The 24,291-nt window shown below is 35.1% G+C and carries 17 protein-coding genes; 1 reads left to right on the top strand and 16 read right to left on the bottom strand.

The genetic code is table 11. The features are described from left to right. Positions 1–10 precede the first annotated feature (10 nt). Together NST91_RS12760 and NST91_RS12755 are read right to left on the bottom strand one after the other, a co-directional pair. Positions 11–190 (bottom strand): hypothetical protein, encoded by a 180-nt coding sequence (locus NST91_RS12760; RefSeq protein WP_341331449.1) that lies wholly within the window; start codon positions 188–190, stop codon positions 11–13. A gap of 32 nt (positions 191–222) precedes the next feature. Next, positions 223–456 (bottom strand): TIGR04540 family protein, encoded by a 234-nt coding sequence (locus tag NST91_RS12755; RefSeq protein ID WP_341331448.1) that lies wholly within the window; start codon positions 454–456, stop codon positions 223–225. Between the two features lie 431 nt (positions 457–887). On the opposite strand from NST91_RS12755, the gene NST91_RS12750 reads away from it, so the two are divergent. Beyond that, a complete protein-coding gene (locus NST91_RS12750; RefSeq protein WP_341331447.1) occupies positions 888–1,127 on the top strand; it encodes a site-specific integrase in 240 nt (79 codons plus the stop codon). A gap of 396 nt (positions 1,128–1,523) precedes the next feature. Here the strand turns inward: NST91_RS12750 and NST91_RS12745 are convergent, their stop codons facing one another. The 14 genes from NST91_RS12745 to NST91_RS12680 all read right to left on the bottom strand — a co-directional run bounded on the left by NST91_RS12745 (position 1,524) and on the right by NST91_RS12680 (position 24,285). Next, positions 1,524–2,624 carry a hypothetical protein gene (locus NST91_RS12745; protein WP_341331446.1) on the bottom strand — a complete coding sequence of 367 codons (1,101 nt, stop codon included), beginning with the start codon at positions 2,622–2,624 and terminating at the stop codon, positions 1,524–1,526. After that, the gene (locus NST91_RS12740; RefSeq protein ID WP_341331445.1) at positions 2,617–4,074 is read right to left on the bottom strand and encodes a hypothetical protein; all 1,458 of its coding nucleotides are present in this window, start codon (positions 4,072–4,074) and stop codon (positions 2,617–2,619) included. The genes NST91_RS12745 and NST91_RS12740 overlap by 8 nt, the downstream gene beginning before the upstream one ends. A gap of 162 nt (positions 4,075–4,236) precedes the next feature. Next, entirely contained in the window at positions 4,237–6,654 is a 2,418-nt protein-coding gene (locus NST91_RS12735; protein WP_341331444.1) for a pPIWI_RE module domain-containing protein, read from the bottom strand. After that, positions 6,651–8,102: a hypothetical protein gene (locus NST91_RS12730; RefSeq protein ID WP_341331443.1), complete on the bottom strand. Its 1,452-nt coding sequence runs from the start codon at positions 8,100–8,102 to the stop codon at positions 6,651–6,653. Before NST91_RS12730 ends, NST91_RS12735 begins: the two co-directional genes overlap by 4 nt. Positions 8,103–8,287: 185 nt before the next feature. Continuing rightward, complete coding sequence (locus tag NST91_RS12725) at positions 8,288–9,715, bottom strand: pPIWI_RE_Z domain-containing protein (protein ID WP_341331442.1); 1,428 nt, start codon at positions 9,713–9,715, stop codon at positions 8,288–8,290. Further along, a complete protein-coding gene (locus NST91_RS12720; protein WP_341331441.1) occupies positions 9,712–10,785 on the bottom strand; it encodes a restriction endonuclease-related protein in 1,074 nt (357 codons plus the stop codon). Before NST91_RS12720 ends, NST91_RS12725 begins: the two co-directional genes overlap by 4 nt. A gap of 77 nt (positions 10,786–10,862) precedes the next feature. Next, complete coding sequence (locus NST91_RS12715) at positions 10,863–11,864, bottom strand: helix-turn-helix transcriptional regulator (protein WP_341331440.1); 1,002 nt, start codon at positions 11,862–11,864, stop codon at positions 10,863–10,865. Positions 11,865–12,475: 611 nt separating this feature from the next. Further along, positions 12,476–15,727 (bottom strand): helicase-related protein, encoded by a 3,252-nt coding sequence (locus NST91_RS12710; protein WP_341331439.1) that lies wholly within the window; start codon positions 15,725–15,727, stop codon positions 12,476–12,478. A gap of 5 nt (positions 15,728–15,732) precedes the next feature. After that, complete coding sequence (locus NST91_RS12705) at positions 15,733–17,505, bottom strand: phospholipase D family protein (RefSeq protein WP_341331438.1); 1,773 nt, start codon at positions 17,503–17,505, stop codon at positions 15,733–15,735. A 1-nt stretch (position 17,506) separates the two neighbouring features. After that, the gene (locus tag NST91_RS12700) at positions 17,507–18,088 is read right to left on the bottom strand and encodes a hypothetical protein (protein WP_341331437.1); all 582 of its coding nucleotides are present in this window, start codon (positions 18,086–18,088) and stop codon (positions 17,507–17,509) included. A 62-nt stretch (positions 18,089–18,150) separates the two neighbouring features. Continuing rightward, a complete protein-coding gene (locus NST91_RS12695) occupies positions 18,151–18,699 on the bottom strand; it encodes a DUF6361 family protein (RefSeq protein WP_341331436.1) in 549 nt (182 codons plus the stop codon). A gap of 347 nt (positions 18,700–19,046) precedes the next feature. Next, positions 19,047–20,537 carry an amidase gene (locus NST91_RS12690; protein ID WP_341331435.1) on the bottom strand — a complete coding sequence of 497 codons (1,491 nt, stop codon included), beginning with the start codon at positions 20,535–20,537 and terminating at the stop codon, positions 19,047–19,049. 280 nt (positions 20,538–20,817) lie between these two features. Beyond that, positions 20,818–21,810, bottom strand: coding sequence for an asparaginase (locus tag NST91_RS12685; protein WP_341331434.1), 993 nt, complete (start codon positions 21,808–21,810; stop codon positions 20,818–20,820). A gap of 510 nt (positions 21,811–22,320) precedes the next feature. Then, positions 22,321–24,285 (bottom strand): oxidoreductase, encoded by a 1,965-nt coding sequence (locus NST91_RS12680; protein ID WP_341331433.1) that lies wholly within the window; start codon positions 24,283–24,285, stop codon positions 22,321–22,323. Positions 24,286–24,291 lie beyond the last annotated feature (6 nt).

The raw sequence follows: 24,291 nt of genomic DNA, 5'->3' as shown, positions 1-24,291 counted from the left end.
TCTTTAAAAGCTACAATGTCGTCGCCTTACGTACCCTATTAATGGGATCTTTGATACTCACTAGACTTCTTATCTGTGAAAATATCATTCTTAGATTTCCATTTAGCATAGGTTCAGGAATAATATAGATTTCATTGCCCGACCATTTTTCTTTTGTAAACCCAACTGAATATTCCATGACGTATCTCATTCGACCAACTTCCTTAACTGACATAAGTTCGATCAATAATCAATAACTTGATCAATTACTTCAAGCCTACGTTTTCCACATTGTTGACGAAGAATTGTTGTATATTTACCTTCTTTGATGAACTTACTTTTATTAATGGCATATAACTTCTGAATAAGTTCTATCATTTTTGATTCGTCGATTTCATCTTCCCAATATCTATCTATAACATTATTAATAGATGCCGCTAAATCCCTTTGTGTCTTTTGAAATAACTTTATTTCCATAAAACCACCTCGGTGTGCTCTTACTTTTTTTATACTTTATTTTTATTTTATCTCTAGTCCATAAGTAACACAACAACCATATAATGTATTTTCTTCAAGCTACTTTATTTTCTAAATTTATTCTTAACTAGTAATCAACTATCTATAACTGATCCCTGTTTTTCAAACACTTGTATTGTTCATTAATATATCCTCATTTTCTATAAACCCAAGAAGAGCAAATTGCGGCAACAGAAATTGAGACAAATATAGCAATAGGAAAGCCGTACTAACCTGGGACAATCCTGCGAAGAAGCCAAAAGAATAGCATTTAAATTATTTTGAAACAAAAGATTGCTGTATTGAATTATAGTTTGTTGGAGGAGTGACTAGGTTATTATTTAATTCTATAAGGTTTAACATCTGGAGCGAGGTTTGATGAGTTAGTGGGATTGACAAGAAAGGAGTTTGACTTTAATAACAACACATTAACCATTAAAAAAACATGGGGTTATGCGAAAAGACATCCTGAAAGTTTCGGTCCGACGAAAAATGAAGCATCCAATCGTACAATCAAGCTAGATAAAAAGACAATGAATGCATTTAGAAGGCTTTTTGAGATTGTAACACCTAATCTATTTGGATTAGTCTCTTATGCCCCAAAGTCCAAGTACAGAGTAATTAGCATATAAGAAAGTTGACATTAATTATGTAAGTGAGCGTTTGGGACACAGCAATATCGAAACGACTTATAAGGACTATTCTCACGTGATTAAGGAATTGCGGGAGGAAGAGGAGAAAAATACGATTGAAACTTTTGGAATATGTAGGCTCAGAGATTAACTCTGAGCTTTCATATAACACAATTCATAGAACCAATCTTTGTTTAAAAAATCATTTTATTGCATAGTATGCTTGTACTACGTAACAAACCACTACATATTTGGGTTACTTTCATCATTATGTAGTCCAAATAATGAGTAGGGCATATCAATAAACTTCGTAATTATTCCGCTGCCTACATTAGAGTTTCATACTCTAATTACAGCCCAGACGTTCACTTTTTTACTGGATATCAACATTAACGTTTAACGGAGCTTAAAATAAAGAGCCTCGCAAACTACATCAAGAATTATATCATCAAACTCTTTCTTCGAGATATTCATAGATGATAAGAACTTCTTGTTCTTTTTAAATGACTTCCACAAAAGCTTCTTATCCTTATCATCTAATTTTATTTTATATAAAAGATTTGATAATGCGATGATTAAATCTTTATATGAGGAACATAAAACTTCATAAGCTTTTCCAATACCTTCAGAAATAAATTTGCTGAAGTCTTCTTCAGTATACTTTGGCTGCAAACCTAATATCGGATTAACAAGCAATTGTGTCGATGCTGACATCAAATTCACATAAGCTCCTAATTCATACTGCTGAGTTTCGGTCATTTGATTATAGTCCACTCCAAATGATTCTATCTTTTCAATCGCATCGTAGAGTTTAACACTTTCGTCTTTTATACGAGATATGCGTTCATTAAGCTCGACAATTGCAAGTTCATATGACTTTTTATCTCGCTTACTTATCAATGTAAATATGTTTTCAAGTCGATTCTTATCGCTTTTAGTCTTCCAAAAAAGAAGTCCACTACCCAAAAGTGCAATGCCTGCAATTGCCCAACCAACAGGTCCAGCAAGGGCTAAGAAAGCATTTCCCGCTGCCATACCGCCACCACCTGCCGCAAGTGCTCCACCACCTAACCACGCTAATGCGGCATTAGTGGCTGCAGCACCACTTAAAGCGGATATAGCCGTACCTGTTGATGCAACACCAAAAGTTGTAGCTATTCCCATTGCTGCAGTAGGACCAAGGGCGGCTACTGCAACACCTGCACCAACACCTGCTACACCTTTTCCCGCATTCTTGGCGACAGCATTTTTATAATCTGACTCGATTTTTTCAGCCTGATGTTTCCAATTCAAACGAACTTCTTTTAGTTTTTTATACTCCAAGTGTTTCTGACTAGGCACGTTTCTAATTTTATCAAATAGCTCCTGAATATCGTTTAGTGCAGTATATAGATTGCTAGTACATTTTCCAAGTTCCTCTATTTTATCATTTGTCTTTTTGATGGCGAATTCAGCTTGTTCTTGAGCAATCTGTAAATTTGATTTCTTCTTACTCACGTTTTATATTCCCTCCCAAAAAATAGGAATCTATTTCCATCTTGTTTTTCAGTATTTCATTATTTGGCACATTTCTCTTTTTAGCTAACATAACAGATTTTTCAAAAGCGCGTATATACATATCACTATCCTTGAAATCAGTTATAAAGTTCAACAGACTTCTATCCTCATATAATTCCGATAATAATTTAAGTCCCTCAATATAATCTTCTACAACTAATTTTTCTTTTATCGCAAAGATTATTTCTCTTTCTGCTTTTTGTATGCCAATTTCACGCTTAACTTCACCGTATAAGGAAATAGTAAGTCGTCCAACCCCTGCGATATTAAGACGCAAGAAGAACTCAGTTGGATTAAAAGATCCTGCACCTTTGACAATACTACGAACAGTAGCATCACCTATATCTATAAGGCAAAACGTCCCATGTGCTACAGTCAACATTCTTTTAACAGTTGGATTTGAAAAAGGCTCACACTTTTTCCACATAAGTGAAAACGAACGAGTTTCTTTATTGGTTTCAACGAAATATTTTATAAGTCTTCTGATTGCATAAACAAGTCGAACTAACATCTCGTTTATAAAAACTGGAATGGCTTGAGTCGACTGGAATCGAGCATCATACCCTTCTTTATATATATTTATAGCTAGCTCGTTTATTGAGTTATCAAACTGGGACACAGGAATATTCAAAGACCTTTTTATGGCAATAATATCATTTGTCCATGTCCATAAAGGAGAAGGAATCCCCATTCCACGGCCCTTGCTACCTGATGCGCCTGACATATCAGATATTAAATGACCAATCCAATTAACAAATGCACAGTATAATTTGCTTGGTATGTTGTTTCCTCTTAACTCGAATTTCCCATCTGCATCAACTAAAGATATAAGTTCACCACCGGAAATAAAATGCGAAGAATTAGTAAACTGGTCTAATATCGAAAAGAACAAACCAAGCAAACTAGGATTATGCGCGAGTGATTTAAAATGATGATTTGTCGGATTTAAATCAAAAATAAAACTTGCCGCATCACCAGCTCCACGCTGATCATATGGAATTTTAAACTTATTTTCAAGAAAACGGATTGCTGAAGACAAAGAGTTCTCTCCATTATCTTTCCATCCGCACAATTTAGCAAAATCAGTTGTTCGATTAGCAAACCATTTATCAGTGATATTTCCAAGAGGTGATTCTCCAGGTTTACCAACCAAGAAAATATCAATAATGCCACATAATGCACCTGAACTCGCAGCTAATATATAGTCCAATTTATCACAATTAGGCTTTAAGCTATGAATTGACTCAATTGTTTCATCTAAATTATGCATTTCTAATTCTGCTTGATTTAGTGCTGCGACAATAGACGATGTGAAGTCATATTCACCATCCACAACGCTCATCTCAAGCAACAATTTTGTATTTTGATTTTCTCTAAGTATCTCACCCACCTATGCACACCTCATTATCACTTATTTTTGTTCTTCCTAAGTCTTCCTAAGATCGTTATATATAATTTAAACCTCGGCATTCGAGAATGGCGCCTGTCACCCACTGCATTAAAGCACTGATCGACAGGCACCATAAAAGTAATCTTAAAATTTTCTTAAATTCTATAATATAACATCGTCCTCAAACTCATCCACAAAATCTATAGCAGCGTTATCTTCAATATATTTGCGAATTGCCGATACTTTATGAGTTGGATATGGTTGTTCCGTGTGTTTTTCATATGTTAAGTTCATTTTCCTTAAACGATCAATCATGTGAGCTACTTCATCCCTTTCATTTTCATCAGATAAGCCTAGTGGAATTATTTCAACTGCTCTTTGTTGTAAAAGCTGAACATTAGGCTGATCATATTTATTAAATTCATTTCTTTGTTTCTTCCATGTAGATGGTCGTAACCCCACGCTATAGTAAATTCCTTTCGGATCACGGAACAATCCGCTATCTTTATTGACTCCTTGTTCGTCTTCTTTCTTAATGATCCGATATTGTGGTATTTCATCGGTAGTGTTTATACGGATTACTTTTATTCGAGCATCACTCTTTAGAAGATTATCTAAATACGGTACAGTATCAATGTTCAAATTTGAGTTAGTTAATTGGTTCATCCAACCATGTCGCAGAGTTGCATCTAGTAATAGATAAAGCCTTTGATCAGCCCTAATTAAGGTATCCTTAATATTCTCAACAAGAAACCTGCGAAGACGATCTTTATTGATTGTTTCTACAAATTTATCTTTATAGATTTCCTTTGCATTTTCAGCACTCAGTAAGCCTTGGCTCGGTGATAACCACTCATTTAAACCATGTATTTTCAACTCAACATTCTGCCCAATCATTCGGGTGATTACGGGTACATATGCCTTTTTATTCTTGATTAAAGACAGTGACATGATTGTTTTATCAGAATCAAAGGCACTCCAATTATGACGTAGAAAACCGGCATCAGATAACAGATCCATGAACCCAGAAAGAATTCTCTCATCATCAGCATTTTTTCCTTCTAGCGGATGAATAAATTGTGATATTCTTCCTACTCTAGCTAACCCAATTCTCGTTCCTTGCTTATGGTCATAAGCTTCTCCATTTAATTTATCGATTTCCACCATTGCTACCATTATTTGATTAGTAGAGTTTTCTTTTTCAATACTGCTTGATAGATTTGAAACATAAGCTTGTAGTGCTCTCTCTCCATGCTTTTCAATTTCTAGTTCATGGATAATTCCTTGTGGGTCTCTTAAGACAATTTCAATTTCCACACGACTTGTCGCCTGTAGTAAGAAGGAATTACCTTCTCTTAACATTAGTGGTTTGCCGTCAATTTCTTTGCTTAGAAGTACATCCATTATTTTTTCGAAGAGTTCAACACTTCCCCACACTTCTAATACTACATTTGAAATATTGGCTGGTGAAATAAGCGGCAAGCGCTCATTTTCCCCTTTTACTTTACTTTTTTTCTTAATAAAAGTACTTTTTGGCACTCTTTTTAGTTCTGGAAATTTTTCCTGTATAAGATTGAACAGCTTAAATCTTTCCTCTAACCCCAGACCACTTTTTACTTTAGGAGAATAGTTATCCGTATAAATTTGATGACTATAAACGATAAAAGCTCTTATATCATCCCTTCCTTCAAGATAGGATAATGGGTCTTTAAATAGTTGATCAGATTGAATTTCTTTACCAAATAATACATCGGAAAATAACTTCTCCTCACCAGACTCCCATTTTGAAAATTTCCCTTCATTAGGATGTGCATATTTCACTCTTAATTGGCTAAATGAAATAGCCTCTGAATTCTTAAATGGGTTTTTCACCCCGAGTAGGACCGATCCAAATTTTTTGTAACTCTGAAACAACTTTCTTTTACTACTGTATGGTTTTTGAATATATCGGCGAATACCTGTACTAACCGAAAGCCGCTGGATACCTTCACCACCTCTTGTTATTAACTTAAACCGTAGGACATAAGAGAAATAGTCATCCTTTTCGGTATGTCTAATTGGTTCTGATACACATTCATTTATCCCATTAAACGTAATAGGATATAGGGTTAATGGGATTATTCGATCCCCCAGAGTAAGATGGTCAACCCTCTCAGCTAAGCCATGTGCCGTAATTGCGGGAATCCATTGAAATGGGTCACCTTTAATCTCTTTTATTTTTCCTTTCTTCCAAATAAAATCTTGTCCAGTTACTTTATCTCTTAACTCATCATAGATTAGCTTAAAATATTCCTTATATATATACTTTAATTGATCTGATGGTACTTCTTGTTTTGCAATTATCCAAGGTTCCTCATTCTTAATAGCTTCATTTATTTGAAGTGAAATAATTTGAGGAAAAAGTGATTTCACTTTTTTATTTAAAGTAGATAGACTAAATGGATATTTAAATTTCTTTTCCTGTTGCTTTTTCTTCACAAACTTTATTAACTGCTGTGGGAAGTACATATAATATACTTCTTCATCCAACAGAAAATCATCTGGCATTTCATATATAAATAGTTCTAGTTCTTTACTCAAAATGAATCCTCCTGAATAGCATCTTGTATACTTTCAATAAATGGTTCGTACAATGACTTAAATACAGGTTGTTCTTTATTTTCTTGCATTAACTTTTGCCAATACTCAAGTAGTGAGAGACCTTTTCTATTTTTGTCATGAAACTTAACATCACAATAAAAGATATGAGCATCTTTGCCTCCTCTAAGAAGACGACCAATCATCTGCCATACTGGAACAAAAATATACCAAGATAGAATCTTTTTTTCTTGTTCAGTTAAAATGGACCAAAAGTCAGGTTTTTGATACATCAATTCGAATCTACTTCTACTAAGGTTTCGTAACCTTTTAAGACCACAAGCATATGTTAATCCTTCTTCCTCAAGTTTAGAATAGTAATATTGTAAACTAGAATGTAAAGATTGAATAATAAATGTCATATCATTCGGTATTGGATACGGTCTAACAAGGAAAAAACAAGAGCCAAAGAGAGCCTGTTTCTGTTCATTTAAAATATTATACCCTCGTCCAACTGCTAATAATGGTGCAATTAACACTTCAGCTCCTGTTTCACTGAATTGTTCGATTAGCGAGCGTGGATACCATATATCGTCACTTTTATTATCTTTGGACAATAACCTAAATTTTCCTTTCCAATTAGGGTCATTTAAAAATACTTCTCCTGCATGTACGACGTCTTCATAGGAGTTGACAACTAGGATGACCCCTCGTTTTTCATTCTTAGATTTCCAATGATTTAGCTCCCACTGTATATCTGTTTTTAAATTATTCGCTAACTTTCTAATATTTTCTGCACGGTTATTCGTACCTGAGATAGCAATTTCTCTCTCTTTTTGTTCATCATACTTTGGTAAAAATTGTTGTGTTATTTTTGATTTCAGTCGATTAGATTCTATTATCCACTTTGGTTCAATATCCAAGTGATAATGGGATGATCCTGGTAAATGGCTAGTGCCCGACAAGAGAACCAAAGCAGGTCCTTTATGACCATATGCCTTTTCATAGATTTCGTGCCATTCTGTTAGTAAATATCTACCTATCCCAGAGTATTCAATTAACTTAAATGAACCAATTTCTTCATTCTCTTTAATGTCGTACCGATACCCTAACATAAAACCGGTCATGGCTTCTTTAATAAACGGTTGATATTCTTTTGCAAGAGATACTAGATGGAAGTCCTCACTACCTGTACCTAATCGACTTTGTACAGCTGAATAATAGGTCAACATAAATTTGATTCCTAAATCTAAACGTGCTAAGTAGAGAAACAACTCAATTTGATCCTTTACTAACTCTTCATTGATATTAGCAATGAAGGCTCCATCAACTCTCGTAATAAATAGATTAATCATTTCTTGTTTTTCTTCTATCTTTTCTGCCCTTTGTAACCGATCTGCTAATTCTCCTATACCATGATTAATGAATGGATTATTTGCATACGCCCACAATTCATGCTGGATGTCACTTTGATCTCGTTTACCTGATAACTTATGACTAATCTCGATGATAAGCGTTCTTGTCCAAATAATTTGATTCTTTAAATATGAACGTAATTGTTGTGAATTGTTAATTTTGTCATACAGTCTCCAAATAACCGTATCTAATTGGCGAAGATTCGTTTGCCAACGATTTATTAGTTTACTGATGCATATTTTCGGTATTGACCTGTCGTCTTTTGCATAAACTTACTTATTTCAATTTCAAATAAATTATTTCCGTTTCCAAATACAGGAAACTCTGTAATGAAGACCTCGTCGAATTGTTTTTGGACATGATCAGCTTCATCAACAAAAATAACATCAAGAAGGTCATACATAGCTTCATATACAGTCCGTTCGAATGGATCAACAACTGCTGGGAGCTTTGATTTAAGAATACTTGCAGAAGTTGCTACCCATACTTCGGCTTGAATTAAATTTGAAACTTCCTTATACACACCACAAGTATGCGCTAATGGACATTTAAGTTTATTACTTCCAACTTTTAAATTATTACAAGGAAAATAGTTGTTACGCTCATAATCATTTGCAAGTGCTTTAATCGTACAACGATCAGATACTAATGAAAGCAATTCAAATTCATTTTTATCGAGATCGGTTATTTCCTTTATTTTTTTCGCTTTACTCATTAGAGTATTATTCTCGTGAGTTTTTCTACTACTTTTACCAATGATGGGAACTGCTTGGATACCAAGATTTCTTAACTCTTTAACTCTCTCAAGGACTTGTGCCACGCTCCCCTCGATAAACCCTACTCTCCCTCCATGTTGTTTAACAATCCTATACGTCTCTATGACCATCATTGTTGACTTTCCTGCTGATAAACCGCCACCGACATGCTGATTTCCTTTGTAATGAAAAATCTTTTGTTTCGATGCTGAAGCAGACTTCATATTAAGCGATTCAGCCCTTGAACGATACCCTTTTTCATTACCTGTTTTCTTGTCCATTTCCGGGATAATCGTTTCCCAATCTTTCTCTATATTAAGGCTAAGTTCAATTTTCTCTTTAAATAATGGTAGTATATTTGTTCTTTTATTTATTAAAGTATCGGGAATCCATCCATTGTATTCTTTTTCAATCCCCTCTACCATTCTTGTATATCGAAATGATTCATTTCCTACAAATGATCGTTCATCTTCAGTTCTAATCAATGGCTTGTTTAATACTTCATAATAGTATTTTTCCCTTTCAGGCATATGCTGCGGTTTTATTTGTATAACAGTACCTTCTTCGCTTCTATCAAACAACCTGAATCTTTTGTCATAATGTAAATAATTCGCTAATTCATCAATCCAATAATTCTCAAAACGATATTCAGATAACAATACACGAAGTCGATATACAATCGGTAACTCTGTATTCTTCTTAAGAATAGGAACATTATGACCTGCTAAAATGGACCATAAACTCTCTATTTTTATCGTACGATCCATTAACAAGCTCCCATAAATCATAAGTTCCACCGAAATGATAGAGTCCGCATCAGCTTGCTCAATAGCTTCATAACTAGATAGCCGCTCCCTTACTGAATCCAATAGTCGCTGCCATGTCGGTTTCATTTCACTTCCTCCTTTAATAGCTCGGTTACTTGATTTTCTGATAAAATTCGGATATGTCTTTTTACACTCTCCTCTAACCTACTATTCACAATTTTTATATAAGCTGGAGAATGCTTAATTCGATAAGAAGGAATGACAATGTATGAATCCGAATGGTACTTCTCTAACTGACTAACAGATAGCTGATTAAAATAATCTGCCAATATAGATGTTGATTTGTAATCTTTCATATCTATATCTATGATTCTCTCTGCTAGGTTGATTCGTAGGTCATACAAGTCGATATCAGGGTATGTTGTTACTTGATACCCCTTCTTGTCTAACAGATTTGAAAATCGGATTTCTTGTAAGCCAGGAAGTAAGATATATCTTTGAATTCCTGAAGTCAGCCTGTAAATTTTGTCTGTTTCGTTAAAACTAAACATCGATATCTGTTCAAAACTTTCGATTGTATGACATACATTTTCTTTATTACAAAACCAATTCCCATTTCTATATTGCAATGTCCACCCACAGTGAGGGCATTTTCTATAGTTACTTACAGGTTCAGGCAACACTTCATAACATTCAAATACTAATTGTCTCAATTCTTGGCTTTCTAGATTTTCAGCCAAGCTCTTCCCTAATGAAAAAGCATCAATAACTGCATTTGTCTTATTTGATAGAAACGTTCTAATAAAGCGGTATTCATTATCCAAATCTAACTCCCTACAGAATACAAGAATTTTCCTCATAACACTTTGATCTGTTTCATCTAGCGACTGATATGACTCGATAAATTCTTCCGCTTCTGTTGTTATTCCATTGAACGGTTCAATTAACGCCGATTCTGGTGAGAATATGTCCACTAATTGAGGTATTCCCCATTCAAATGATGGCTTCTTCAAGGTCTTGATTAGAGCGAATAAGTTATTAGGAATATTTGAATCCACCATCGCTATATGTTTCATAAATAACAAGTGACCTTTGTATAATTTGTCTGGTACTTTCGTATAATCTCTTTCCCACAGTTTTATGCCTTCGATTAAGCAGAAGAGCATTTCTCGTAACTCTCTTTTATTAATTTGCATTGTGGCCTCCTTGGAAATAGATTAATTATTCTTTACTTTAAATTATAACGAATAAGGTGTACCAAAAACGGCACACCCTATTTTTTATATGCTTGTATCATTTTTTGAGTTTCTTCTTTTATATCGTTAATAAGGGAAACTGGTGATAGAACTCTCACTTGACTTCCCCATCCCAAAATCCAACCTTTTAATCCCTTACTAAGTTTTGCTTTTACCTTTAAGATAAATGTTTCATTTTCACCTTTTCTAATATCTGCGTCAATTCCAAATTTATCGATCACACCGTTTAGGACATCCTGTTTTAAACTAAATTGAAGTGTAATCCAGTCGTCTTGTCCCCCAAACATATGAATTTGATTTTGTACGTGAGTACTAAGATCGAGTTGTTTTCTTGTAAAGCTTTTATCTGTAATTGATACATTTCTCATACGGTCTAACCGGTAATTCCTTGGGTTTTTTTCATCACTGTACTTTATATCTTCACCAATTAAGTAATAAAAGTTTGACTCCCAGATAAGAGCATAAGGCTGAATATAGTATAGCTCGCCTCCATGTCGCAACCTAAAGTCTTTACTTATATCAACATCCCCATACTGGAAAGTAATCATTTTCCTATCATAAATAGCATGGTGGATTGCATCAATATGATGTTTAATTCGTTGGTAATCATGATTAATAGATTGTTGATAAACAATTGGATCGGGTAGAGTTTTAGCTGTATTCTCACTTGTCAGTCTTTTTACATTATTTATGATCTTCTTTTTCTCTTCCGTTGTAATAAACCTCGCTGATAAGATTGGATCCACTAATAACCTCAATTGATAAGTCTCAAACAGACGTACTTGATGGCTATAATATTTTTTGCCATATTTATCTGGATTTTCGATAATATCAAATCCAGATTCCCGTAGTGTATTAATGTATCTTTTAATTGCTTTGCTATCTGCTGTGCATCCAGGTATCGCAATTTGTAATTTTTCAACAAGTTCTTTTATAGAAAGTTCACTGTCTTCTCCAGTATCCCTAATAAAAATTTCTTTTAAAGCTAGTAATCTAAGTCCCGTTTTTACATCACTCACTTTACCACCCTTTACGTTCTTTTACATGAGAAATATTAGTATTGTAGTTAAAGTTGCTCTTAACAAATGCTGGGGTTATAAAAGGTAATGGAGATTCAAATTTATTCATGTTATCTGCTCCTTAAATTTAATCTGTAAGAACTTAACAAACAATAATAAAATCTTGGATTAATCCTACCATAGGTCTAAAATTCCTACACAAATATAACTTATCAAATAATTACTTAGAAGGCACTAATACACCAAAAATAATTAATTTTTTTGTGTAAAATATGTGTAAAAAAATTTCAAATCTTACATTTTTCAACTGTTTTCCCAAAATAAAAAAAACACACAAACATTGATACATCAACATTTGTAAGTGTTCTATCGTTTCTTAATTTAACTCGTTTTTACCTAAAGATACCGGTGGTCGGGGTCAGTTGTGCAGCATAGTATTGAAAGTAATATTCAAATTAAGTATTACAATTATTTTATTGCCGACCATCAGAAATTCTGCATCTGGCGTAATGTTTTCTACTGTTTTGGCGTAGAACTTTTTCTATTAAATTATTGATAAATCTCTTTTTACTATGTTGTATCCAACCTTGGACGCTCAGTTAAGTTATTATTTAACCCCTATAATAAGGACTCAAATTCATGAACATCTCCTTGAGCTCTGCTTCATCCACATCATGTTGAAAGATATATTCCAAAAGCTCCTCTTGCTTTGCTTGGCCTAAGCTTAGTCGGTAAAGCTGAAGTATTTTCATCAAGCGTTGATATTTATGTCCGTCCTTACTAAATGGATAGATCGGCACAATTCTTTCTATTTGTATACCTTGATTATCAGAGAGAGTCCAGTATGGTACTAGCTCAGATGTATTTTCATTACGTTCATTTTTATTCGCTTGATCAAACATCTCTTCCCAAATATCTTTCTCAAATTCTAAATCTCCATATTTCCTGGCTATGTTTTGTCGAATAGCAAAGGATTTATATCGATTAATTCTTCCTTCTCGTTGTTCCAAGTCAATCGGATTAGATGGTAGGTTCCAGTGAACAATTTTTCGGCAGTAATAATGGAAGTCCAGTCCTTCTTGCCCAATCGAGGTGGAAGCAAGTACAAATGGACGGAATGGAGAATTGAAAGATCTCCTGACACTCTGTTTTCTGTCGTGTGCCCTGTCTTCATTTCGTTTATCGGCGAAACCAACAGCATAGCTTGTTCGCATACGTAATCCTGATGGAGCTGTTCCTGTCGTCACTCTTCTTTTGAAACTTGAGATAGTATCTACTTGCAATGGGGCACTTCGAAACTCTAACGATTCTTTTATCGCCTCAATAAGCTCTTGATTTCTTTCCGTCGTATCCTTATGTTTTAAACCACCCTCTTCAAGCAGCATATGAGCATACTCATCGATCATTGCCTGAAAGTTGCCATCTACACAGTATCGAAGGACATTTTTCCAATGTGTGTGTTCTCTATCTTTCGTTGAATACTCCAAATCAACGATCGCAATTGCTTCCTGAGAATTAAACCGGTTTAGTACTGATTTGGCAAACATGACGATATCCGTTAAAGATGTTGAGTCAACTTGATCTAGCATTCGTATCCCACATACGCTCGGAGAACCTAGTGCCATGCTTACCAATACTTCAACTAAATCATCTGGTTTCTTCCCTAAAGTAGGGTATTCCTCGGATAAGAAAATTTCCCGTAATTCTTTAAAGTGAAGTGTTAATGCTTTGTCGTCTCCATCTTTCGTATCTCCTTGATCATCAACTTCCATAAAACGCTCAGTAGAGAACCAATCCTTCATGACGGGTTCCTTTATATCAAATAAAAGTGGAGCCATAAAATACCAACGTTCATCTATTCTAGAACTTTCTTCTTCTGGGATCTCATTGAGCATTTCCCTGATTTTTTCAGTAATCTCCACTTTTATCTCAGCTAGGATTACTTTCCGATTTAAGACATCCACCGGATCAAACAATTTTGCTAAAGAAATAGAAGGAAAGAGTAGCGTCAGATGATTCATATTAGATGGCGCGTTATCCTTCATGACAAAGCGAATACGTGGCTGTGGGAATCTTCTCTCTGCTGAATAGAGATAATTCTTTTTACTTTTACGTTTTTTCTTATTAGGTATCTTTTTTATCATTTCTCCAACCGTTAAGCGCTCTGCTTCATAAGAAAGCAACGTTGCAATTGATCTAGGCACCATTTCCCAAGCAGAAAACATTAACACTTTTGAGAATTGCTGATGTCCAGTATAGCTTCCTCCAAACTCGTAGTATGGCCGCGATGGCGGAACCCATAATAATCTCTCTGCCCCCTGAGGCAACGCAATTTCCTTTAATTTTGATAGTCTAGCATTTACATCAGGTATTTGCCTATAATGATCAATGCCTTTTCTCTCAACCCATAGTCCTTCTTTATTGGCTAAGGACACTTTGTCGGGGTGATGGCTGAAATACTGCGTGATTTTCTGTTTCAATTTATATTTATCCATAAAAGACATCAAATATGGTGCAGATTTCACATATTCCACCGGCAGTTTATCATTTAATTCCGCGTCTTGAAGCAGTTGATCCATATTGATATAGGATCTTACATCTTCATGAGAAACCTCTAATTTCTCTACTCTTTCTTTAATCAATTCACTCGCGCCTTCTGCAAGCATTCTTTCGGTTCGGGCTATACCTTTATAAAGCTGCTCCTCTGCTTCTTGCTTTTTTGCATGTAAAATAACTAAATCATGATGTGTAAACTCACTTAATGCAGTGGAGTAATCTTTCCACACTGTTTCAAACCTCTGCTGTTGATCTGGTTTTTTCTCAAATAAGAAATTTGTGACCTGAAAAAACTCCTTGTAATGATCATCACTACCAGACTCCTGGATTTCCTCCAATGTCGAGTACATTTTATAAGGCGTCGCCGATAGCAGGAGCGTTTTCACTTCTTCTTTTGATGAGTTACCACTGTTGAAAAATTTCTTTGCAAGAATTGCGGTCTCACTTTCACTTTCTGTATTAATCAACTCAGAAAATCGTTGGAATTCATCCATAATCACCAAATCTGGTTCCATCATCTTCACACTGATTTCAGCCATCATTTTACGTAAAAAAAGAATGACTTTCTTTGAGCCTTTTACTCTTGCATCAGGATAATTTTGTTCCTTTATGAGTTGACAAACTTCTTGAAGTTCATGATTAATAGTTGGATTGTTTTCAAATGCATGTTCGATTTGTGAGAGAATCGTTTCAATGTATTCCCCATGACTTATCTCATCGATAGTCAAGACTCTATCCTCAAAATAGTTCTTTAACCAGTTCCAACTAGATTTGGCCTTGTCCATCATGAACCAATCTAACTCTTCAATATGTTCTTGAAGGTCTTTATGTCTTTTTAAAAAAGCAAACATCAAAGCTCTTTCATTTGCACTACCAAATCCGGTAGTCATTTCAAACGATGTCATCGGTGTTAAAGGAATTAATTGTATATATTTTTCCTTTAGCTCTTCATCATATTTATCTTCAAAAATTCTAAGGTGCTGCATGGATAACCGATTGTTTGAAGCCTTTTCTACCTGTACATTCTGATCAATCATTAATTTTTTCAAATTCTGGCTAGCAATGCCCTGATTCGAACAAACATACACAACCTTAAATAAAGGATCTTCTACTATTTCCCTATGGTACCGAGCGGTCTTGGCAATAACCCCTTTAGCTATTAATGTTTTGCCAAGACCTACTTCATCAGCTACAAGTACACGGCTATAATTATTGGTAAATAGATAATGAATTCGTTCAACCGTGGCTCTTTGAAAGTCCTTGAGTCCCGAAAGAATTTCCTTTTCTTTCTGTTCCAGATTTATCATTTGATTCACCTATTCTGATTTGCCCTTTTAAAAGTTTGATACAATTTTTCGAAGTCTTCTGGGATGATTTCTTCGTCACGAATAATATCAATTACATATTCCACATCATCAAGTTTTTCAGGAGAGCGCGAAACTGTCCTTAACATATTCTCATACAGAATGGGTCCATCCATATAAGCAGAGTCCCATGCAAAGTCTCCTTTTTTGTTTCTTTCAGACTGTTCAAGTGCCGCTAGTAAGAAATCATCTGCTAATAGAAATGCGACATATCTCAGAAAAGTCATTGGATCACGAATAATACTTTTATAGATCTCGCTATCTCTGTCGACTGGTATTCCCGCTGTTTCGATTTTTATAATTCTTTCTACTTGAGTATCACCTATTACAGCTTTTACAGTGTAAAATTCACCAAGTTCTAATAAACTCAAGTCAGAGAAAAGCACGGTTTCCTCTAAAAATTGCTCCTGGACTTGACTTAACAATGGCTTAATAAAAAAACGAACAATACTTGGAAGTTCATTGCTATGAATAGCTAACGAATATGTACCTTGAGTCTCTGTAACAATTGCTCGTAAATCACTTCTACAAAGCTGTTTAATCCCTTTTTGTAGTTGTTCTATTATGTCTTCTTCTTTTTCTTCTTCAATATCCGGAATAGATTCGATTTTTTCAAAAGGATTATCTTCCTCGTCTTTCCCAAATAAATCTTCAAGCAATTGTTGTATTCTAAACCCATACTTCTTGTATTTTAGTTTCAGTAAAAATTCTACATTTCCATGAAACGCATTCCTAGAACAATTGGCAGAACCTATGTAAAAATGGTGTTGATTATATTTACTCTTCACATACAATTTCGCGTGTATATCCTGAGGCTGTGCAATCTCCATATCTTCGTCATCTTCTTCACTAATCACACCTTCGCCTTCAACAATCATTTCTTTTAATACATAGATATCACAATAGTCAAGAATATCATCCTGAAGTTTATGTAATTCCGTTCTTCTTGTAATCAGTACGAACTTCTCGTCTGACAACTTTTTCTCTGTCAATTCTTTTAACGTACTTCCACTTAAGAACGGGGACATGATTATGAGATCATGATATGTTTCGAAGAGTTCAGTATCGTCTTTACCGTATCCTTCGATTCCAAGTGGCAGAAAATCATAATCCACAAAGTTGCCACCTGGTACAAAATGTACAAAATCCAACTCTGTAAGGAGCTTCTTCATCGATTCCCCCTTAGTCGTATCTGGTACATAAGGAAGTAGATGTTCAAAAAAGTCCTTTAACGGTTTCGTCTTAGGATTCACATCCTCTTGCTTTTCCCCTTCCAATGCCAACGCAATATCCCAGCTGCGGTCAAATGTTAAATTTCGAGTTAACACAAGGAGTCGATATAACGCTCGATTTTCTTTATTCACATATTTAACTAACCATACTTTTGGATGGAAGGAGAGATCGTTCTCTAACGCGATTTCACTTACACTGTTTTCTAATAATGCAAAGATTGTGTTGTTTTTCTGAGGTACCTTTATTTGCCCTGCTTCGCAGAAAATAATAAATTTATCTGAGGCCCTCCTAAGTCCTTCCAACATAAAGATCGGATTATCTTGAAATGTATGACTCATCTCTTCTGCTAAGCTTAGTGCTAGTGGCACCCCAATTAATGCCTCTAAATCAAGTGAATAGGTCGTCCCAATCGCAAAATCAACTTCATAATCTACCGGTGGCTTTAATATGTCACTATAATTCAATCTGTTTTTATCTGGCTTAAGCACGCTACTCCTCCAATCCGTCCAAAATATCGTTTATTATCGCTTTAGCAACTCGAAATCGATAATCTAAAGACCTTATTCCAACCCATTTCCCATCATAAGAGAAGGCCTTCGAATTATATAATTTGGCACGATCCTTTGATTTTAATTCTACCTCTCTATTAATTAATAGGTTATCGATTTCATCCACGTCACCATCTATTGCAAGCTTCTGCCAATCACGGAGGAAATTCTTCAATCGTATATTTCTTCTGTCTATATGTAGAAGGCTTAACACCTCTAAATAAGGAAAAGAAGAAAATTCATTTTTCACAAAAGAACTGCTGAGCCATTTTTCCCATTCCTCTACGGCGTCCTCATTCTCCTGTTTTGAAAGGATGACATTGTAACGTATATTAGCTCCGGAAATAAATTGATTAAATTTGTTTGCTAACTGATACATCCGTTTTATGTGATCAGGTAAATCAAACATCTCCCCAATCATTTCAAAACTTTCTACAAGTTTTAGTTTTTCGGGATCTTGATGTAGTAAAAAAGCAAAAAGACTGTGTTCTGTTTTAGAAGATAAGGTAATTCTTTGCTTCAAAAACTCTGCTTCATGTCGAGTTAGCTTTATTTGTAGATTTTCTTTCCAATCACTTTCAGGAATTAGACAGTGCCAGAAAGTCCCATAATATTCATTGCATCAATATCATCTGTCTCCTCGTCACCTAAGGATTTCAAAGCTTGCTTATTTCTTTTCATGGCAAAAACTGATTTAGCATAGTTATCGAGGGTAAGATTTTCATACTTAAATATTTCAAATTTCCTAAGACCATTCCAATAGATACTGGATGGCTTTCTTTTTAATTTCTTACCCGATCTCCCTCCAATAATTCCATCCAAATCCTCACCTTGTTTTAAGATATCAATAAGTTCTAATTCTTGTTGAGAGAGCTTATTTAGAAATTGATTATGACTAGAGAATGATTCCTTTTCTAGCTCCATTACTAAATAAGGAACAATAAAAAAATATTTGGCTCTCGTTTGTAAGGTAGATGTTCCAGGAAAGAACATATCCGCGAAACCATCTCTTATCATTCCAATCCCAAGCTCATCCACAGCTCCTTTTTGAGCTAGCAAATCGAGAATGGCCATCACTTTATTTCGATGTTCATTCGAGTAATCGATCCAGCCTATTTGGAGAGGATTTACCATTTACTTGTCCTCCTGTTTTTAATAAATAATATTTCATACTTAAGATTTTTAGCTTTCGTATTGGCTAATCATTAGCTAAAGAAAACGTTTCTGGTAGTTCATATCATTTATTTTAGCATAATTTTACAATTTTTTAATTCATATTAGCTTATCACCATAACAAAAACGACTACCATTAAGGTTAGTCGTTTGAAAAATGACGATATATTAAAGTATTTATTATTTCTCTATAATTGCGAAGTAATTTTCTTTCGTTATAAGCTAAAGTATATACTTTACCTAATGACTATTTTGCCATTTCTATGATCGTAGCATTTTTGCTTTATAAGTCACGTGTAACGGTTTGTTTACAAAGCTAAGCTCCGATCTCTACAAAGTTTATAGATATCATGCCATGGTCTCATTTGTTCAAAAACAGAACTTGCTGCAAACACATCCGTGTCTGCATATCGTTTTCCAATAATTTGCATACCTACTGGATACCTACCATCCGCGAGACCAGCTGGAATTGAAGCAGACGGATGGCCAGTAAAATTTGTAAAGTATGTTAAACACCAACCGATTAATGGATCAACTTCCACACCATTAATTTGAGTCGGGCCTTTTGTATTCCCATCTGTGCGATTTTCAACTGGCAAACATGCAAGTGTCGGTGTGATAATCAAATCATAATCAGTAAATACTTCTTCAATTGCATCATAAATCTCCGTACGCATTTCTTGATCTCGGATAAAATCAACCAAGCTCATTTCATACCCTTTACCGATCCATTCAATGAACTCCGCTGGTAAATCATCCCTATGGTCTTTTAATAGGTCAATACCCTGCTTTTTAAACCCTTCAAAAGCACCAATGTTTGAATACATCATCATTCGGTTCCATAAATCACTAAGTTCTTTCTGGTCACGCTTTATATTAAAATTAACCTCTTCGACCTTTGCACCAGCGTCTTCAAACTTTTTCACTGCATCCGCTACAATTTCTTTTACTTTGTTATCTACAGGATACACGCCAAAGTCAGGACTGTAAGCTATTTTCCACCCTTTAATTGGCTTTCGTAATGAACCAATGTAATCTACCTTTTCATCTAAACTTAATGGATCTCTTCGGTCATATCCTGTTAAGGCAGTCATTCCCATTGCTGCATCTTCCACTGTACGAGTTAATGTTCCTTCATACAGGAAAGGATTTAGACCAACAAAAGCATTTGGTCTTGATACAAAAGGAACACGACCAAAGGATCCTTTATAACCGTATAACCCGCACCATGAAGCAGGAATACGAATAGACCCACCACCATCCGTTCCTTCAGCAATTGGAACCATTCCATCAGCTACAGCTGCTGCACTTCCACCAGAAGAACCACCACTATTTTTCCTAATATCAAAAGGATTCTTCGTAGCACCAAACAAATAGTTATCACACGCACCCCTTAGTCCCATGACAGGACTATTTGTTTTTCCTACTAAAATTGCTCCAGCTTTTTCTATTCGTTCGGCGTATGTACAGGAGAAGTCAGCAACATTGTCTTTAAAGGCTCGAATTCCTCCAAATGTAGTAACCCATCCAGGTTTAAAGTCGAATAGGTCTTTTATAGCCGTCGGGATTCCATGAAGTAATTCAAGTTTTTCACCTTTCATTACCATATCTTCAGCCAACTTCGCTTTTTCCCGCGCTTCATCAAAAGCTAGATATACGAACGCATTAATTTCAGGATTGCGTTCTTCAATCCTTTTGATGGTTGCCTCCATGACTTCTACAGGCGAAAGTTTCTTTTCTGAAATTAACGAGGCCATTTCCTTTACACTTATATATGCAAGTGAGTCATTATTTTTCATGAATTCTCCCCCATTTAGAGATAGTTTACCTTGGTTTAAATCTCCACAAATTATACTTATAATACTCTGAATTGGTAAATTAAAACAATACACATTTACCATGGTAGTTAAAATGAAAATAGAATAATTTTCCTAAGCTCCTTATCCACTTCCCTCGATGCTGTGGTCGATGTCGAAAATCATTTAGGGAGATGGTTGTTGAAAGCGGCAACAAAATACGTGGGAATTAAGTAAAGATTTCCAAAGGAGCCCTTTTTTATAGTCAATCAATTTTGCATCTTTATAAAACTATTAATTCTTTTTCTTTAGAAAAATATTTCTTTAGATCTAATAAATCTTTACTTTCTGTCTGTCCAAGTAGAACCATAAGTTTTATCCTTGCTTTTGCAGCTGAAAGGTTTTCCGATATTATTACACCGTAATCTTCTAACCGTTTCCCACCTCCTTCATATCCATATAACGGTTTTGCATAACCATGTGTACAGCGTGTAGCTAAAACAACTGGAATTTTGTTTAATACCGCTTTTTTTATACTTTGAGTCCATTCCAAGGGAACATTACCTGCCCCAAAACCCTCGATTACAATCCCTCTTGTACCTTTTTCTATACAGTATTCTAATAAAAGTGGATCACACCCTAAACTAACTTTTAATATTTCTACTCTTTTCTCAATCTTCCTATCGAAAACTTTATTTCTTTTTGTGTGATAGAAAAACTGTGGAATTTCTTCTGTAATTATTCCGATAGGACAGATTTTGTCTGATTGAAAGGAGTCAATATTTGAACTATGAGTCTTTATGATATCTTCAGGTAAAAATATTTTTTCATTTAAAGTAACCAATATATCCCTTTTTTTTATATAACAAGCAATTCTTATTGCAGATATTATGTTGCCAAAAGCATCTGAATAGTGCTCATTAAGACTTTTCATTGCTCCTGTAAATACAACAGGTTTGGAAATATCTAAAATTAGACTTACTAGGTAGGAAAATTCCTCAATTGTATCGGTCCCTTGTAATACTACAAATCCATGGTAGTAATCTTGGTTTTCTTCTAAAAATTCACATAGAGAAATTGCAAGTTGTGGTGTTAAATGAGGACCAGGTTTTTGACAAAACTCTAAAATATCAATCGTGGCATTTGATACTCTCTCAATAATCTTGCTTCTCAAATAATCCTTATCGTAACCAGGTAGGACACACTGATTAACTGAATCGTATTGTGATAATATCGTCCCACCAAGAGTAATAATAAGTATATTTTTTTGTTGCATGAGCATTCCTCCTTAACCATGCACTTTCCTAAGAATATCAGCAAACCATTAAAGCTCTAATTCAAATGCCATCTAAACATTTTCTTTATTAAAAAGAAAAAAAGGAAATTTCAAGAGTCTTTTCCGTTGTGTTTTTTATAGGAGAAAGACCCTTAAATATCAATAGGAATTTTCTTACGGTGTTTTTTCGAACTTAAAGAGAACGGTCCCGCAGATATTTTTATTTTCTTAAAATTCAGGGATTTTAAAGTCCTCTTATTTTGCCATTTTATTTGCTGATCCCGATTAATAGCAGGTAAAGTAGTAGCCCTTATCAATCCATTTTGTATAGCTAAGAGGTAAAACGTTGCTGTTCTCGTTAAGTAATATCAATACCTCCAATTTTATAAAACGAGCTAATAGTTCTCTGTTAATTTCCCGCCAATACGAAGAGTTGATTTGTAAGATCCACTTTTTCACAAACCCCTTTATTACTTTAATGTAAAAACGAATGATGCACATTCAAGGAGTTTATATATTTCTAGCTACATATGCACCGTCTGCAACTGCCTCTAAGATTGTTCCAGGTTTGACACTATCACCAATCAAATACACTTCATCCGTAAAGGTTGATAATTCCTCTTTTAGCTCCCAGTTTGGTTTAAAACCTCTAGCTGGAGCAATTGTGTCTAATTCAAGCTCACTTTCACTTTTTGTTTGCAGATTTTTAATAACTAACTTGCCCTCTTTTATCGATACAACGTCACTATTTCCAATGATATTTACTCCACTTCTTTTCATTTCTGTTACCAAACGAAATGCAGCTAAGGCATTTAGACCAGCAGCTGCTTGATCTTCTGGTCTTCTAGTAATTAAGTGAACCTCTTTACCCTGCTTTGCAAAGTGAAGGGCTGCTTCACAGCCAACCAAACCTGCACCAAGAACTGCAACTCGTTGCCCAATTTTACCACGCTTATTAAATGCATCTATTGCTTGAACAACTTGTATCGACTGATCACCTTCAAGTGAGAAAGTTAACGGAATAGCACCAGCTGCCACAATGACAACATCAGGTTTTTGCTCACGAATTACATCAGGTGTTGCCACTGTATTCACTTTTAAATTGACCCCAAGTTTTTTGAATTGTATTTCATAATATGTAGGGATATTTTCTAGTTCTTTTTTGAAACTTGGGTTTTCTTTTGGTAAGCATGTTCCTCCAATGCGGTAGTTCTTTTCATATAAGGTAACCTCGTGTCCTCGAAGAGCGCTTACTCGTGCTGCCTCTAGACCTCCAGGCCCCCCTCCAATAACCACCACTCTCTTTTTAACTGGAGCAGATGTAATCTTATATTCTCTTTCCTTCCCTACTTCTGGATTAATCGCACATGTTATTACGCGATTTTCAACTAAGCGTCCTTGACAATCATTGCATCGAACGCAAAGCCGAATGTCTTCAGGCGTGCCTTTTGCTATCTTATTTACAGTTTGCGGGTCAGCAATAAGCTGACGGCCCATAGAAATAATATCAGCCTTTTTATCCCTCAAGATCTGACCAGCTAAATTTGGATCATTGATTGATCCTACTGTTGCTACAGGGATATTTACAATTTGTTTGACTTCAGTGGCTAAATGAACATTGTATCCTCGACCAATGTATAAGCTTTGACATTGTTCATCGCCAGATTCATAAATTCCTGCTGTGACAGTAATATAATCAATCCCTGCTTCCTCAAACCATTTTGCATAAATTTTAGCCTGTTCAATAGTAATTCCGTCTTCAACTGCTTCATTACCATTCAATTTAACTCCAACCACAAATTTGTTTCCAAGTAAACTACGAATTCCTTTAATGATTTCTATACAGATACGAGCATTATTTTCTAATGAACCTCCATACTCATCCGTCCGTTTGTTCGTGCGATTTGATAGAAACTCAGATAATAGGTAGCCATGCCCAAAATGTATCTCAACACCATCACATCCTGCATCGAAAGCCCTTCTTGCACCTTGTATAAAATTGTTAATCGTATATTTTATTTCTTCTATAGTCATCTCTTTAGCCTCTATACCTGTTACTGGGCAGGTAATGGATGAGGGTGCCCAAAGTGGTTTATTCCAAGCGTGAGAAGCCTGTCTTCCTCCATGCACTAGTTGTACAACTAACTTTGAACCTGCTCGTTGAACTGTTTCTGCTAAACGGTTGATATGTGGTACAAGTCTGTCCGAGTAAATTCCAAGCTGACCAGACGCAATTTGGCTATTATGATCATCCACAAAAGCATTTCCAGTGATAACCATTCCTACGCCACCTTTTGCTCTCTCCTCGTAGTATGCAATTTGATGATCAGTAGGTGCTCCATCCATGCTGCACATATTCTCATTCATAGCCGACATAAATGTCCTATTTTTTATTGTCATATTTCCAATTCTAATAGGCTGTAAGATTTCCTTAAATAAATCACTTTGCTTTGTCTCTTCCACATTTAAAGCCATAAAGTC

This window comes from Ferdinandcohnia sp. FSL W7-1320, assembly GCF_038050315.1.
GTDB classification, from domain to species: Bacteria; Bacillota; Bacilli; order Bacillales; family Bacillaceae_L; genus Ferdinandcohnia; species Ferdinandcohnia aciditolerans.
This window is presented reverse-complemented; position numbering and strand designations above follow the sequence as displayed.

Coding starts and splice junctions, on each gene's coding strand:
- NST91_RS12760 (WP_341331449.1), bottom strand. CDS start 190: ATGAGATACGTCATGGAATATTCAGTTGGGTTTACAAAAGAAAAATGG.
- NST91_RS12755 (WP_341331448.1), bottom strand. CDS start 456: ATGGAAATAAAGTTATTTCAAAAGACACAAAGGGATTTAGCGGCATCT.
- NST91_RS12725 (WP_341331442.1), bottom strand. CDS start 9,715: ATGAAACCGACATGGCAGCGACTATTGGATTCAGTAAGGGAGCGGCTA.
- NST91_RS12720 (WP_341331441.1), bottom strand. CDS start 10,785: ATGCAAATTAATAAAAGAGAGTTACGAGAAATGCTCTTCTGCTTAATC.
- NST91_RS12710 (WP_341331439.1), bottom strand. CDS start 15,727: ATGATAAATCTGGAACAGAAAGAAAAGGAAATTCTTTCGGGACTCAAG.
- NST91_RS12695 (WP_341331436.1), bottom strand. CDS start 18,699: ATGGTAAATCCTCTCCAAATAGGCTGGATCGATTACTCGAATGAACAT.
- NST91_RS12690 (WP_341331435.1), bottom strand. CDS start 20,537: ATGAAAAATAATGACTCACTTGCATATATAAGTGTAAAGGAAATGGCC.
- NST91_RS12685 (WP_341331434.1), bottom strand. CDS start 21,810: ATGCAACAAAAAAATATACTTATTATTACTCTTGGTGGGACGATATTA.
- NST91_RS12680 (WP_341331433.1), bottom strand. CDS start 24,285: ATGGCTTTAAATGTGGAAGAGACAAAGCAAAGTGATTTATTTAAGGAA.